Origin of the sequence: Streptococcus sp. 1055 (genome assembly GCF_013276815.1) — a bacterium.
GTDB lineage: Bacteria > Bacillota > Bacilli > Lactobacillales > Streptococcaceae > Streptococcus > Streptococcus pseudopneumoniae.
Map to the genome: position 1 here is coordinate 1 of NZ_VMLT01000013.1, position 14177 is coordinate 14177.

At 41.8% G+C, this 14177-nt stretch carries 12 protein-coding genes and 1 pseudogene; all 13 read right to left on the minus strand.

Features of this window, described 5'->3' with window-relative positions; translation table 11 throughout:
* Window positions 1-365: 365 nt before the first annotated feature.
* The 13 genes and pseudogenes from HT699_RS01425 to der all read right to left on the minus strand — a co-directional run bounded on the left by HT699_RS01425 (window position 366) and on the right by der (window position 14164).
* A complete protein-coding gene (locus HT699_RS01425; protein WP_023940720.1) occupies window positions 366-1346 on the minus strand; it encodes an acetylxylan esterase in 981 nt (326 codons plus the stop codon).
* A 319-nt stretch (window positions 1347-1665) separates the two neighbouring features.
* Entirely contained in the window at window positions 1666-3681 is a 2016-nt protein-coding gene (gene recG / locus HT699_RS01430) for an ATP-dependent DNA helicase RecG (RefSeq protein WP_054388005.1), read from the minus strand.
* Window positions 3682-3699: 18 nt separating this feature from the next.
* Window positions 3700-4803 carry an alanine racemase gene (alr, locus tag HT699_RS01435; protein WP_172934044.1) on the minus strand — a complete coding sequence of 368 codons (1104 nt, stop codon included), beginning with the start codon at window positions 4801-4803 and terminating at the stop codon, window positions 3700-3702.
* The gene (gene acpS / locus HT699_RS01440) at window positions 4793-5155 is read right to left on the minus strand and encodes a holo-ACP synthase (RefSeq protein WP_000634996.1); all 363 of its coding nucleotides are present in this window, start codon (window positions 5153-5155) and stop codon (window positions 4793-4795) included. Before acpS ends, alr begins: the two co-directional genes overlap by 11 nt.
* A gap of 44 nt (window positions 5156-5199) precedes the next feature.
* Window positions 5200-6231 (minus strand): 3-deoxy-7-phosphoheptulonate synthase, encoded by a 1032-nt coding sequence (locus HT699_RS01445; protein WP_000864063.1) that lies wholly within the window; start codon window positions 6229-6231, stop codon window positions 5200-5202.
* A 1-nt stretch (window position 6232) separates the two neighbouring features.
* Window positions 6233-7264 (minus strand): 3-deoxy-7-phosphoheptulonate synthase, encoded by a 1032-nt coding sequence (locus HT699_RS01450; protein WP_138703362.1) that lies wholly within the window; start codon window positions 7262-7264, stop codon window positions 6233-6235.
* Between the two features lie 80 nt (window positions 7265-7344).
* On the minus strand, window positions 7345-9858 hold the full coding sequence (secA, locus tag HT699_RS01455) for a preprotein translocase subunit SecA (RefSeq protein ID WP_001274079.1): 2514 nt from the start codon (window positions 9856-9858) through the stop codon (window positions 7345-7347).
* A 145-nt stretch (window positions 9859-10003) separates the two neighbouring features.
* Window positions 10004-10316: pseudogene (locus HT699_RS01460) on the minus strand (hypothetical protein).
* A gap of 10 nt (window positions 10317-10326) precedes the next feature.
* Window positions 10327-10977 (minus strand): ABC transporter ATP-binding protein, encoded by a 651-nt coding sequence (locus HT699_RS01465; protein ID WP_001235270.1) that lies wholly within the window; start codon window positions 10975-10977, stop codon window positions 10327-10329.
* Between the two features lie 3 nt (window positions 10978-10980).
* A complete protein-coding gene (locus HT699_RS01470) occupies window positions 10981-11622 on the minus strand; it encodes a hypothetical protein (RefSeq protein ID WP_007284818.1) in 642 nt (213 codons plus the stop codon).
* Window positions 11615-12406 carry a hypothetical protein gene (locus HT699_RS01475; RefSeq protein WP_000701281.1) on the minus strand — a complete coding sequence of 264 codons (792 nt, stop codon included), beginning with the start codon at window positions 12404-12406 and terminating at the stop codon, window positions 11615-11617. The genes HT699_RS01470 and HT699_RS01475 overlap by 8 nt, the downstream gene beginning before the upstream one ends.
* Window positions 12407-12437: 31 nt before the next feature.
* Window positions 12438-12773 (minus strand): hypothetical protein, encoded by a 336-nt coding sequence (locus HT699_RS11610; RefSeq protein WP_000681324.1) that lies wholly within the window; start codon window positions 12771-12773, stop codon window positions 12438-12440.
* An 80-nt stretch (window positions 12774-12853) separates the two neighbouring features.
* On the minus strand, window positions 12854-14164 hold the full coding sequence (gene der, locus HT699_RS01480; protein ID WP_001207696.1) for a ribosome biogenesis GTPase Der: 1311 nt from the start codon (window positions 14162-14164) through the stop codon (window positions 12854-12856).
* Between the last annotated feature and the right edge of the window lie 13 nt (window positions 14165-14177).

The following is a 14177-nucleotide window of genomic DNA, read 5'->3' on the forward strand; positions in this document are numbered from 1 at the left end:
CAAAACACCGTTTTGAGGTTGTAGATGAAACTGACGAAGTCAGCTCAAAACACCGTTTTGAGGTTGTAGATGAAACTGACGAAGTCAGTAACCATACCTACGGCAAGGCGAAGCTGACGTGGTTTGAAGAGATTTTTGGAAAGTATTAACACCTACAGACAAGCCTAACGATAGCAAGAACTACCCTACTCGATAGGTATCGGCTTTTGCTTTCTGAAAAAAATTATTTTAAGCAATTTGACAAAGCTAGCAACAAAAAATTCTATAAATATTTCCATGATAAAACGCATAGTATCAAGTCTTCTTAATCCCCTGATACTATGCGTGTTTGTGATTTTTAAGATTTTGTGCCTAGAGTCGACTCCTTATTTTAGATATTTGAAAGGAATCTCACTCCCACAGAGCCAGTTATAAACCTGGTCATTGACAAAAACATTCATGGCTTCGTGGGCATACTCAGGCATGATGCGATAAGCCTTATCGCAGATCAAACGATTGTAAATCGCAAACTGGGTAATGGGATAGCAAACATCGTCGTCCAAGCCCGTAATCATCTTAACCTCACCTTGGATACGATGGGCAAGATTTTTGACATCGATATAGGCAAGGGTCGCCATGATTTCCTCCTCTGTTTCATGAAAAGGATCGTGGAACTTGAAATAACGGAAAAGTTCATCATAGGCCTCACTAGTATTGCCAATCTCAATCACCCGTCTGAAGTCTGACAAGAAGGGATAGATGGAAACTGTTTTCTGAATTCGAGGATTGAGCGCTGCTGCAACCAAAGCTAGAGCACCACCTTGAGAGGCACCATAGCTAGAAAGACGCTTCTCATCTACCTCAGGCAGATTAGCAATAATTTCAACCAACTGGTAAATGTCCAGATAAACATCCTTATAAAAGAGGTGATCCCGACCCTCCACAGCACCACGGATAATATGTCCCTTAACCGTATTTCCTAGAGGAGAACGCAAACCGTCTTGTGAATAGCCCGACTGGCCTCGAACATCCATGGAAACAACACCGTAACCAGCTACGGTGAAGCCCAGCATGTCGGCCCAATCCCAACCACGTCCCATATAACCATGGAAATGGAAGATTAGCGGAACCTTCTCCTCACTCTTTGGAAGAACGACGCGTGCATAGACCTTGCCTTCATTGCTTCCTTCAAAGGTTAGTTCATAGCACTTGACTTGAGGAATGTGGAAATCTCTTTCCTCCAAGTGGTAGGCTGGAAGCGTGGAAACTTTTTTCACTTCCTCATCCCAGAAAGCATCAAAATCTTCCGGAACCTCGTCCCTGCCTTTATAAGTCTTCATTTCTTCTAACAAAGCTGGATTTTTCATAGCATGCTCCTTTTATTTTGTAATCGCTACCACAACTGTAGCACATCTAAGAAAGCAATGCAAGAAAGAAGGATAAATAGAAAGTGAATTTAGCTTTTCCTCCTTCAAGCCTATTGACTGAAAGTAGTTTTAGAAACGAAAAAAGAGCATTTCGCTCTTCTTCCTTTATTCAATCTTAGTTTTTTGCTTCTTTCTTTTGGAAAGTAGTTTGGTAATTTACTTTAATCGTTACTGTCATATGAGAGTCCTCGTTTCTTTTTGATGACTCTAGTATAAGGGTCAAACCTGAAAGCTAGCTTAAGTTTTCCTTAGAGAAAGCTTAATCCAGATGTTCTTTCTTTTCCAAATGAAGGGCAATCATGCGCCACTCTGGATCCTCTTGCCAGCCTTCAATAGAACTAATGTAGCTAGCAACCTTTCTGGCTTCTTCTAAAATCGGAAAATCTTCGATAATATCAGCTACTTGAAACTCTGGGAGTCCTGACTGTCTGGTTCCAAAAATTTCACCTGAACCACGCATTTTCAAATCTTCTTCGGCCAGGACAAATCCATTGGTCGTTTCTGTCATGATGCGCATGCGGTCGTTCCCAGAATCAGTCTTGGGATTGGCAACGAGAACAGCATAGGACTGCTTGTCCCCCCGACCGACACGACCTCTAAGCTGGTGAAGCTGACTGAGACCGAAACGGTCGGCATCCATGATAATCATGACCGTAGCATTAGGAACGTTGACCCCAACCTCGATAACCGTCGTCGAAACCAGAATATCCGTCTTTCTCTCTTTGAAATCCTGCATGATCTGGTCTTTTTCGTCACTCTTCATCTTACCATGTAGAAGAGCCACTTCTGCCTTACCTGCAAAATGAGCCGTCAGCTCTTCTGATAAGGCAATGGCATTTTTCAAATCTAGAGCTTCTGATTCTTCAATCAAAGGAGAGATGACATAGGCTTGAGAACCTTTTTGGATTTCCCCCTCTAACCAAGTCAAAACCTGAGCTAGTTGCTCATGTTTGATCCAGCGCGTCACAATAGGCTTCCGACCTGCTGGCATCTGGTCGATAATGGAAACATCCATATCTCCAAAGGCTGTGATGGCAAGCGTCCGTGGAATGGGAGTCGCCGTCATCATGAGGACATCTGGATTGTCGCCTTTTTCCCGTAAAATACGCCTTTGCCCCACACCAAAACGGTGTTGCTCATCGATGATAATCAAACCAAGACGAGCATACTCCACCCCATCCTGAATCAGAGCGTGGGTTCCGATAATCAAATCAGCCTCACCCTTAGCAATAGTCTCCGAGACTTCTCTCTTTTCTGCAGCTTTTAAGGAACCTGTCAAGAGAGCCAGTTTTAGGTCTGGAAAGAGACTCTGTAGACTCTCAAAATGTTGCTCTGCAAGGATTTCTGTTGGCACCATGAGGGCTGCTTGATAGCCAGCTGTCACCGCCGCAAACATGGCCAAGCCAGCGACCACCGTTTTTCCGCTCCCCACATCCCCTTGTAGGAGACGATTCATGTGGTGGTCGGACTTCATATCGGTTAAAATTTCCAGCAAACTTTTTTCTTGAGCTGGGGTCAAGGAAAAAGGTAGATTTTCTTTAACTACTGTCACTTTTTCCTGAGACCAATTCAGAACCAGACCACTTCCCTGAACTCTATTTTCAGACTTGAGCGTCTGCAATTGCATTTGAAAATAAAAGAGTTCCTCAAATTTGATACGGCGAAGAGCCTGCTTGTATTCTGCCAAATCCTTGGGGAAATGCATGGCACGAACAGCCTGACAACGGGACATGAGTTTGTATTTGTCTAGTAAAGACTGGGGCAGATTTTCTTCTATCAAGAGGTCCAGTCCCTGATCAAAGGCTGTCTTGATAACTTTGACCAGACTGGCCTGACTGATTCCCTGAGCCAAGCGATAGACAGGTTGGAGATCATCTTCCACCTGAGCCAGGACCTTCATCCCAGTCAGACTAGCCTTGGCACGGTCCCATTTTCCAAAGACAGCAAGAGTTGCTCCCAACTCTATCTTATCAGCCAGATAGGGCTGGTTAAAGAAGTTCACCGCAAAAACGACTTCTCCCTGCTTGAGGCTAAAGCGCAGACGATTGCGCTTGAAACCATAATACTGGACACTGGCAGGAGTCACTACTTGTCCAGACAGAACTGCCTTTTCTCCGTCTTCCAGCTCCAGCACTTGCTTGGTTTTGAAATCTTCATATCTGAAAGGAAAGTAAAGCAAGAGGTCTTGCAAGTTTTCAATTCCTAGTTTGGCGTATTTTTCTGCTGACTTTGGTCCCACACCAGGTAAGACATGCAAGGGTTGATGTAGATTCATGCTCCACTCCTTTCTTTTCTAATCATATTCTCTCGGAATGCGGTCGCTGAGAAGACAAACCACCTCATAGTTAATAGTCCCACGGTAGGACGCTACCTGAGTTGCAGTGATTTCCTTATCCCCATTGGAGCCAATCAAGGTTACCTTGGTTCCGAGTGGGTAAGGCTTAGGCAATCGAATAGTGATTTGGTCCATCGAAACCCTGCCGACAATTGGGCAAGCTTGGTCATCTACCAAGACAGAGAAATTTTCCATGTCTCTTGTCCATCCATCTGCATAGCCGATTGGCACGGTCGCGATGACCTGCTCGCTATCTGCCTGATAGGTCGCCCCGTAGCCCATGCAAGCTCCAGCTGAAACTGTCTTGACATGAACCAGAGCAGACTCCAAGGTCAAGGCTGGAATCAAGTCATAGGGTAAATCCAAGACCTCTCCGCTAGGATTAAGACCATACATGGCATCTCCCATACGGATCGCATTAAAAATAGTCTCTGCATGCCAAAGGGTCGTTGCCGAATTACTGGCATGAACCAGCTCTGGAAGACCTTTCATACTTGATAGAATGGTTTTAAACCGTTCTAACTGGGCATTAAAATAGTCATCTGATTCCTCATCAGCAGTCGCAAAGTGGGTAAAGATTCCTTCAACACGAACACCGTGTTGTTGGAGCAAGTCTTGAGCCTGATCAGCCTCACTAGCCTCTCTAAAACCAATCCGTCCCATCCCTGAGTCAATCTTGAGGTGAACTGTCAATCCAGTTAGGTCCGCTTCCTTATCTAAGAGTGCTTGAATCCACTCCAGTCCAGCCACTGTCAAGGTGATGTCATATTCTTTAGCTAGAGCAACAACTTCTAGCTCAGAAACTCCTAAAATGAGGATTGGCTTGCTGAGTCCAGCTTGTCTGAGTTCAATAGCTTCATCAATATTGGAAACGCAGAAGCCATCGACATCATCTTGAATCGCATTGGCAACAGCTACTGCCCCATGCCCATAGGCATTGGCTTTGACCACTGCCCACTTGAGTGTCCCCTCAGGGATATGAGCCCCCATTTGCTGAATATTGTGTCGAATAGCTCCCAGATGAATCAGAGCCTTGGTTGGTCTATGCGGACTAGCTTTCATGATTTTCCTCCAAAATGACACTGGCTGTCACAAACTGATCGGTATGGCTGATAGATAGCCAAATCTTTCCTGAAAATGGTGACTGACTAAAATAAGGCGCCCCGCGTTCATTGTTTAAGACTTCTAAATCCTGAAAACCGAGCTTGCCAATTCCCGTTCCCATGGCCTTGGAAAAGGCTTCTTTAGCCGACCAGCGACCAGCCAAATATTCGATTTGCCTGCGCCCTTTAAGACTGTTAAACCGTTCCATTTCCTTGGCTGTCAGCACGCGCTTGGCAAAGCCTTCATGTCGTGCAGCCGCTCTTTCTATAGAAGCCAATTCTTCGATGTCAATTCCGTGTCCAACTATCATTCTCATCAAAAGGAGTTGAGATTCCCCAACTCCATCCTTTTCACTTATTCTGCCAAGGTAGCATAGATTTCTTCTACCAAAGCCTCTGTATTTTCCCAACCTAGGCAAGGATCTGTAATAGAGCAGCCAAAGACCTCTGGTTGGTTTTGACGACCATCTGCTAGGTAAGATTCAATCATAAATCCTCGAACTGTCTTTTTAATTTTCTCATTCCAATCACGATTTTGCAAGGTCTGGCGAACAATTCGAATCTGCTCCATATACTGCTTGCCTGAGTTATCATGGTTGGTATCAATGAGGATAAAGGGATTTTCAAGTCCCATGGTTTCATAGCGTTCAATGGCTTGGAGTAGGTTTTCATAGTAGTAATTCGGCATATAATTGCCATACTCGTTAACTGCTCCACGGAGGATGACATGGGACAAAGGATTACCTGAAGTCTCAACTTCCTGCCCATGATAAAGGAAGGTTTGCTTATTTTGAGCAGCATAGATGGCGTTAAACATAACACCCAAATTTCCTGAGGTTGGATTTTTCATCCCTACTGGTGCATCAATCCCAGAAGCCACAAAGCGGTGCTCTTGGTCTTCCACAGAACGAGCTCCAACAGCATGGTAGCTGACCAAGTCATCCACCAAAATTAGATTTGACGGATAAAGCATCTCATCTGCCGTCGTCAAACCAGTCTCTGTAATCACTCGGTAGTGCAACTGGCGCACAGCCTGCAAACCGTTAATCAGGCTTGGAGCCTTAGAAGTGTCTGGCTGGTGAACCAACCCTTTATAGCCGTCTCCGTTGGTACGCGGCTTAGCAGTATACACGCGCATAACCATGAAAATCTTGTCCGCTACCTTCTTTTGCAAGGCTGACAAGCGGCGGGCATATTCCAAGACAGCTTCTTCATTATCAGAAGAGCAAGGACCAATTACCAAAAGGAGACGGTCATCTTCCCCTGAAATAATGTCTGCCAATTCCCTGTCACGGCTTTCCTTGAGTCTCAAGGCTTCCGCAGACAATTGGGTTTCAGCCTTAATGACTTCCATATCGATTTCTTGACCTTTTTCAATAAATGCCATCTTATTCTCCTAACGTTTTGTAAATTTCTCTGACAAGAGCTTCTGTGTTATCCCAACCCAAGCAAGGGTCTGTGATAGACTTACCAAATACTTCTGGCTCATTTTGTCGACCATCTTCCAGATAAGACTCAATCATAAAACCACGAACGAACTGCTTAATTTTTTCATTCCAAGCACGGTTAATCAAGGTCTGGCGGACAATTCGGATCTGTTCAATATACTGCTTACCAGAATTGTCATGATTGGTATCAATGATGATAAAAGGATTTTCCAAGCCCATTTTCTCATACTGGGCAATGGTATCAATTAAATTGTCATAATAGTAGTTGGGAATATTGTTACCATACTCATTAAGAGCACCACGAAGAATAGCGTGTGAAAGCGGGTTCCCAGTTGTTTCTACTTCTTTTCCTAAGAAAAGGAAACTTTGTTTGTTTTGAGCAGCATAAATCCCATTAAACATGACATTGAGATTTCCAGAGGTTGGATTTTTAAAACCAGTAGAAAATCCTGCCCCACTTGCCACAAAGCGGTGTTGCTGGTCTTCAACTGAACGGGCACCAACTGCCATGTAAGAAATCAAATCATCTACAAGCGGCAGATTTTCAGGATAAAGCATTTCATCAGCAGTTGTCATCCCTGTTTCTGTGATGACACGATAGTGAAGATGGCGAACGGCTTTGATTCCATTGATAAGACTAGGCGCTTCTGTCGCGTTAGGCTGGTGAATCAAGCCCTTATAGCCATCTCCGTTGGTACGGGGTTTGGCAGTATAAACACGCATAACCATAAAGATACGATCTGCCACTTCTTCTTGTAGGACTGCCAAACGCTTAGCGTATTCAAGGACAGCTTCTTCGTTGTCAGATGAGCACGGACCGATTACCAAGAGAATCCGCTGGTCTTCTCCACGCATGATGGCTTCTAGCTCTTGATCGCGCTGTGATTTTCTCTCCAAAGCTTGGCCTTCTAATTTTGATAAGGCACGAACTTCTTCGATATTTATTTTAGGACTTTTTGCTGTAAATACCATAAGTCATCTCCTTATAAAGCAAACGGATACCAAGTAAAAATTTACTTTTCACAAGATATCCGCCTCTAAACTATCTCATTTTATTGTCTTTTACCGTGACAATTTTTAAACTTCTTACCAGAACCACATGGGCAAAGTTGATTGCGTCCAATCTGGCTCAAATCCAAATCTTCTGGCATACTTGCTTGGTGAGCAGCGATATTGCGAGTCGCTGTTGTACTGATATGGCGTTCTGCCTGTGGTCTTTCTTGTTCATGAATTTGTGCTTTCATCATCAAGCGTGTCACATCAAACTCAATCGAACCAATCATATCATTAAACATACGGAAACCTTCTGCCTGATACTCAACAACAGGGTTGTTCTGAGCATAACCACGAAGTCCAACCGCGTTACGCAATTGATCAAGGGCATCGATATGATCTGTCCACTTGTTATCCACCACTCGTAGAATCAAAACTTTTTGGAATTCTTTAACTGCTTCTTCATCGCGTAGTTTTGAAACCTGACTATCATAAACCTTCAAGGCACGTTGAAAAAGCTCTTCCTTGATGGCCTTATCAGACAAGCCTGACAAATCTTCCATCGTAATAGAATCTTCTGGAAGCAAGTTGTACTTAGCAAAGTTCAAAATTGCTTCAAGTTTTTCATCTTGTTTGGCACGCGCATGACCATCGACGACACGTTCAATCGTGCGTTTGTGCATAGCCTGAATTTCAGGTGCCAAGTCACGGTCTGCAGTGATGACATCGTAACGTTGAGCATAGATAATCTCACGTTGTTCACGCATGACATCGTCGTATTGAAGGACTTGTTTACGGGTATCGTAGTTATTTCCTTCGACACGTTTCTGAGCTGCCTCAACCTGACGCGTCAACATACGAGACTCAATGGCCTCTTCAGACATATTCAAGCGTTCAAATATGCCTTTCAAGCGTTCAGAACCAAAACGTTTCATCAAATCATCTTCAAGAGAGAGGTAGAATTGTGACTCACCTGGATCTCCTTGACGACCTGAACGTCCACGAAGCTGGTTATCGATACGACGACTTTCATGACGTTCTGTACCAATCACACAAAGTCCTCCAAGTTCACGAACACCTTCACCAAGCTTGATGTCGGTACCACGACCCGCCATGTTGGTTGCGATGGTAACGGCACCACGTTGACCAGCATTCATGATGATTTGGGCTTCTCTATAGTGATTTTTGGCATTCAAGACTTCGTGAGGAACACCAGCTGCGACCAATTTCTTAGAAATGTAGTCACTAGTTTCAACCGCTACTGTACCAACCAAGACAGGCTGACCCTTTTGGTAACGAGCCTTAACGTCTTCGACAACCGCTTTAAACTTAGATTCGATACTTGCATAAAGAAGGTCTGAGTGGTCAATCCGTTGAACAGGACGGTTTGTTGGGATTGGAATAACACGAATGTTGTAGATTTCACGGAATTCTTCTTCCTCAGTCTTACCTGTCCCCGTCATACCAGACAATTTCTTGTACATACGGAAAAGGTTTTGATACGTGATTGAGGCAGATGTCTTGGTTTCATCCTGGATTGGCACACCTTCTTTGGCTTCAATAGCTTGGTGCAAGCCATCAGAATAACGACGACCTTCCATGGTACGACCTGTAAATTGGTCGACAATCAAGATTTCTTGCTCTTCGCTCACCACATAGTCAATATCGAGAAGCATGATGTAGTTGGCACGAAGGGCATTATCGATAAAGTGAGTAAGAGCTACGTTTTCGATGTCATAGAGATTTTCAAGCTTGAAGTAGCTTTCAGCCTTGTCAATCCCTGAATCAGACAAACCAATAGTCTTAGACTGCACATCGATGATGTAGTCGTCTTTGTCCAAAGATTTTACATAGTGGTCTGCCATATGGTAGAGCTGACTGGTTTCAACTGCATTAGCACCTGATACGATCAAAGGTGTACGGGCCTCGTCAATCAAGATAGAGTCAACCTCATCGACCAAGGCATAGTTAAGCGGACGTTGTACCATGTTTTCAGCACGAACGACCATGTTATCACGTAGGTAGTCAAATCCGATTTCTGAGTTGGTTGAGTAGGTAATGTCACACTCATAGGCTTCTTTTTTCTCCATTGGAGATTTGGCAGCCAAGTTAATCCCTACTGACAAACCAAGCCATGAGTACAATTCACCCATCTCAGTCGCGTCACGTTCTGATAGGTATTCGTTAACCGTAACTACGTGAACCCCTTTGCCTGAAAGGGCATTGAGGTATACCGGCATAGTCGCAGTCAAGGTTTTCCCTTCCCCTGTACGCATCTCTGGCACGTCACCATGGTGAAGAACGATTCCCCCCATGACCTGAACCTTATATGGGAAGAGACCTAGGACACGTTTGGCACCCTCACGGACAACCGCAAATGCTTCATAAAGCAATGAATCCAGCGATTCTCCATTTTGATAACGTTCTTTAAATTCAACTGTTTTTGCTTTTAGTTGGTCATCAGTCAAAGCAGCCATTTGGTCTTCGTATTTGAAAACCTTGTCAGCCATCTTTTCCAGACGACGGATTTCTCCTTTATCATTTTCGATAATTGTTTTTAAAATATTAGCCATGTTTTTCCTTACTTTAAATTCCGAATATTTTAGAATGTTCTTTTAATTTTAGCACAATTACTGATTATTTTCAAGGAAGAATCCCCATTTTGAAAAGGAAAAAGAGGCTAGTTTTCAAGCTAACCTCTCTGACTTTTATGATACTTTAATTGCCAAGAATCGGCAAAATGGCAAATAGGATAAATAGATTTATCCAAAAAGAAAGACAACAGATAAGTCCAAAAAGAAAGACAACAGATAAGTCCAAAAACAAAGAGACTGACTTTCTTGGACAGCAAGGCCATCAAAATGGACAGAATTCCAAAAACTAGTAAAACTTTCTGCATGATTAAGAGATTGATAGATATTCCCAGAACTGGTTTATCCCAAGGAAGAAAGAAGAAAGCCAGCCAGATCAGCAGAACTAAACCAATATAGACCTTAGAATAGCGTGTAATAAATGATTTTAGATGTGCCATAAGCCACCTCCTAAGCTTGTATATCTTTTGAATACTGTATATGCCCATTTTCGACAACTAATACATCTGTACAAAGGTCTGAAATATCTTCCGATATGTGTGATGTCAGGATAACCAGACCATTTTCTTTTTTAAGGTAAGATAAAATGACCTGTTTGGTTAACCTCACACTCTTCTCATCCAAAGCATTCATGGGTTCATCGAGAAAGAGTATAGATGGTTCGGCAATAAAGGCTTGAATCAAAGCCATTTTTTGTTTCGTTCCTAAGGATAAATGACGGTACTCAACGTCTTCAAATTCCTGTAAATCATAATATTGGATCCAATCGGCAATTCTTTTTTCCGTAACTTTAGATGAAAAATACCTCAACAATTCCAAATTTTCTCTAAGGGATAAATGAGATAAAAACTCGACTTTTTCAATTAAAACCCCTGCATCCTGAATATAATGATTTTTTATCCCGTAGACTTCCCCATCTTGAAGAACTTTTCCTTTGTCAAGCTTAATATAACCAGCAAGTGCCTTTAAAAGAACCGTCTTGCCAGATCCATTATCACCTTTAAGGCCATAAATTTTTCCTGATTGAAAGACCAGATTTAACTCATTTAAAATAGGTCTTTTCCCATAAATTTTCTGTCCATTTATAATTTCAAGTCTCATCGTTTATCCTTTCTTAAATTTCTCTTCCAAGCGACTAACAATCAAGATAACTAATAAACTTAAGAGTCCTAAATACACTGTTACAATATGATCCATCATCCATTCTTGTCCCACAAATGCTAAAAAATAGAGAAAAAAGGAAAAACCAGCGCCCGCACTAATCAGTGCTATCAGATAAGACAGTAGCAAGTACAACATCATTAACTGAGCAAGTAAAAAGAAAAGTACGACTGTTTTGAAATGAATTCCTAGAGGAAGTAAACCAAGGAACCAGACAAATAAATCTTGAGTAAAAAATTTAGAGATGACAACCAATCGTTTCCTTGTATAATCGAAAAAGGAGCTTGATTGATAGCGAATCAAGTGATGGTAATGGTCTGCCAAATCAGTTTCAAGCAAAATAACAGAGAGCCATCCTACCATGAAAAGCGAAAGGTTTAACAAGAGTTTGGGGATTTCTAAATTCACTTCAGAATAGTCATTATAGGAAAAGATTGAAATCAATTCTCTCTTGAAAAAGAGAAAAACATCCTGCTTTTGAACCGCTGTTGACAATAGATAGTTTATCAAAATCATCATCAGAACTATACGAAGTAGTAAAACGATCTTTCTCTTTAGCAAAATATTGTTAAAATTCTTAAACATTATCTTCATATTTTTCAAGCACCATATAGGGGACAATATAAAGGATATAAGGAGTAAAGAGTTTCATCAAACTGACATCCCCATAGCTAGCTTGCATCAAACTCGTCATAGGAACCATATAGTAAGGCAAGGCACTATAGAGTAACATAGAACCAAGCCAAAGAAACATCAAATAGGCAATTGCCGAACGAGTCACATTCCCTAAATAATCAACTATTTTTAAAAAATAGACTGCATTGATGAAAATACCGATTAGTAGGACACAAGTAAAGAACAAATAGCTTGTTATCTCTCCATCTAGGAGCCTTTGTAAACTACTCCCATCAGAAAATAGAGAATTCCATTCAAGAGGAGAAAAAGTCCCAAAGAAATAAGTTAAAATTGCAATTATCAGCACAGTCACTAAATATATCACACAAGGGATACTTGCAACTTGCAAAGTCAACTTTCTTTTTACCCCTTGATAACTCACTTCTCTTCCAATACTCAATCGTAAAACTTTATTTTTCAGCTCAATATATTGAAAACCTAGCAAAACAATGATGATTGGAATAATAAATGATTGATAAAAACCTAGATTGAACTGGAGAATACGAAAATCTAATGCTGATTTTAATAAGTCATTTTTAATTGCTTGTCCATCGAATTTAGCTAGATCGGGCGCATGAATATCAAAAAAGAAATAAGTCATCAAAACATCACGATAAACCAAAGCAAGAAAAAGCAAAGTAAGCAAGACATAAACAAATTTATGCCTTGCCAAAGTTAAGAGAGGAATCTTCATAAGCCACCTCCTATTAAAAAACCGATATAAATCAATGCCTCCCCGCTTTAGACTTCCCTAACTCCTTTCTTAGTCTAAGCATTTTTTTGAAACAAGAATAAGTTAACCTATTCAGACCAATAGCTAGCAGAATAAAAAGAAACCAAATGCCCCATAACTTGATATCTGTCAAATTTCTCAAGACGATATTGAAAAACAGAACTGAAATAACTGTCCAAGCAAGGCTAAAAAGAGCATAGAGGGGGATGTAAAACCAGTAAAAATAGTAAAAAATTGGGAAAAATTTACTTTCTCTATTATCCTTTTCAATCCAATTGAAAAAGTAAAACCAGGGCAATAAGATTATAAATTTAAACAAATGTTTCATCGATACCTCCTTTTTGATAGCGTTTTCTATTATTTTATTATATCAAAAAAATCTGGAAATGTCATTCCAGATTCTACTTTTTATTTGCGTTTTCTTGCGATGAGATGAATCGGTGTTCCCTCAAAAACAAAGGCCTTGCGGATTTGATTTTCCAAGAAACGCAGGTAAGAAAAGTGCATGAGTTCTTCTTCATTGACAAAGATGACAAAGGTTGGTGGTTTGGTTGCCACTTGGGTCGCATAGAAAATCTTGAGACGTTTTCCTTTGTCTGTCGGTGTTGGGTTGATGGCAATGGCATCCATGATGACATCGTTCAAGACAGCTGATGGAATACGTGTATTTTGACTTTCGCTGATTTGCTTAATCATCTCAGGAAGTTTGTGGAGACGTTGCTTGGTCAAAGCGGATACAAAGATAATCGGTGCGTAAGGCAGGTATTGGAACTGCTCACGGATATCTTCTTCCCAGTTTTTCATAGTGTGGTTATCTTTTTCAAGCGTATCCCACTTGTTGACCACGATAATCATCCCTTTACCAGCTTCATGGGCAAATCCTGCGATACGCTTGTCGTACTCACGAATGCCTTCTTCCGCATTGATGACCATCAAGACCACATCTGAACGGTCAATAGCACGCATGGCACGCATAACAGAGTATTTCTCGGTATTTTCATAAACCTTACCAGACTTACGCATACCAGCCGTATCAATCATGGTAAACTCTTGACCATCTGTATCTGTAAAGTGGGTATCAATGGCATCACGAGTTGTTCCAGCAACAGGACTAGCAATAACACGGTCTTCGCCCAAGATAGCATTGATCAAACTTGATTTTCCAACGTTTGGACGACCAATCAGGCTAAACTTAATGACATCTGGATTTTCTTCTTCATATTCATTTGGAAGGTTTTCCACAATCGCATCTAGTACATCCCCTGTACCGATACCATGGACAGATGAGATAGGCAGTGGTTCACCCAAACCGAGGGCATAGAAATCATAGATATCATTTCGCATCTCAGGGTTGTCCACCTTGTTAACTGCGAGGATAACTGGTTTGTGGGTCTTATAAAGCTTACGGGCTACGTATTCGTCCGCATCGGTAATTCCTTCCTTACCAGACACGACAAAGACGATAACATCGGCTTCTTCCATGGCAATTTCTGCCTGGTGCTTGATTTGTTCCATGAAAGGAGCATCGACATCATCGATTCCTCCTGTATCAATCATGCTAAAGGAACGATTGAGCCACTCACCCGTTGCATAGATACGGTCACGTGTCACTCCTTCGACATCCTCTACAATGGAGATTCGCTCACCAGCGATCCGATTAAATAGGGTTGATTTCCCAACATTGGGACGTCCTACAATGGCAATAGTTGGTAGGGCCATAATTTCTCACTTT

Bases quoted from the DNA above. Each gene is read 5' to 3' on its own strand.
- HT699_RS01425 (WP_023940720.1), bottom strand. From the start codon at position 1,346: ATGAAAAATCCAGCTTTGTTAGAAGAAATGAAGACTTATAAAGGCAGG.
- recG (WP_054388005.1), bottom strand. From the start codon at position 3,681: ATGAATCTACATCAACCCTTGCATGTCTTACCTGGTGTGGGACCAAAG.
- alr (WP_172934044.1), bottom strand. From the start codon at position 4,803: ATGAAAGCTAGTCCGCATAGACCAACCAAGGCTCTGATTCATCTGGGA.
- acpS (WP_000634996.1), bottom strand. From the start codon at position 5,155: ATGATAGTTGGACACGGAATTGACATCGAAGAATTGGCTTCTATAGAA.
- HT699_RS01445 (WP_000864063.1), bottom strand. From the start codon at position 6,231: ATGGCATTTATTGAAAAAGGTCAAGAAATCGATATGGAAGTCATTAAG.
- HT699_RS01450 (WP_138703362.1), bottom strand. From the start codon at position 7,264: ATGGTATTTACAGCAAAAAGTCCTAAAATAAATATCGAAGAAGTTCGT.
- secA (WP_001274079.1), bottom strand. From the start codon at position 9,858: ATGGCTAATATTTTAAAAACAATTATCGAAAATGATAAAGGAGAAATC.
- HT699_RS01465 (WP_001235270.1), bottom strand. From the start codon at position 10,977: ATGAGACTTGAAATTATAAATGGACAGAAAATTTATGGGAAAAGACCT.
- HT699_RS01470 (WP_007284818.1), bottom strand. From the start codon at position 11,622: ATGTTTAAGAATTTTAACAATATTTTGCTAAAGAGAAAGATCGTTTTA.
- HT699_RS01475 (WP_000701281.1), bottom strand. From the start codon at position 12,406: ATGAAGATTCCTCTCTTAACTTTGGCAAGGCATAAATTTGTTTATGTC.
- HT699_RS11610 (WP_000681324.1), bottom strand. From the start codon at position 12,773: ATGAAACATTTGTTTAAATTTATAATCTTATTGCCCTGGTTTTACTTT.
- der (WP_001207696.1), bottom strand. From the start codon at position 14,164: ATGGCCCTACCAACTATTGCCATTGTAGGACGTCCCAATGTTGGGAAA.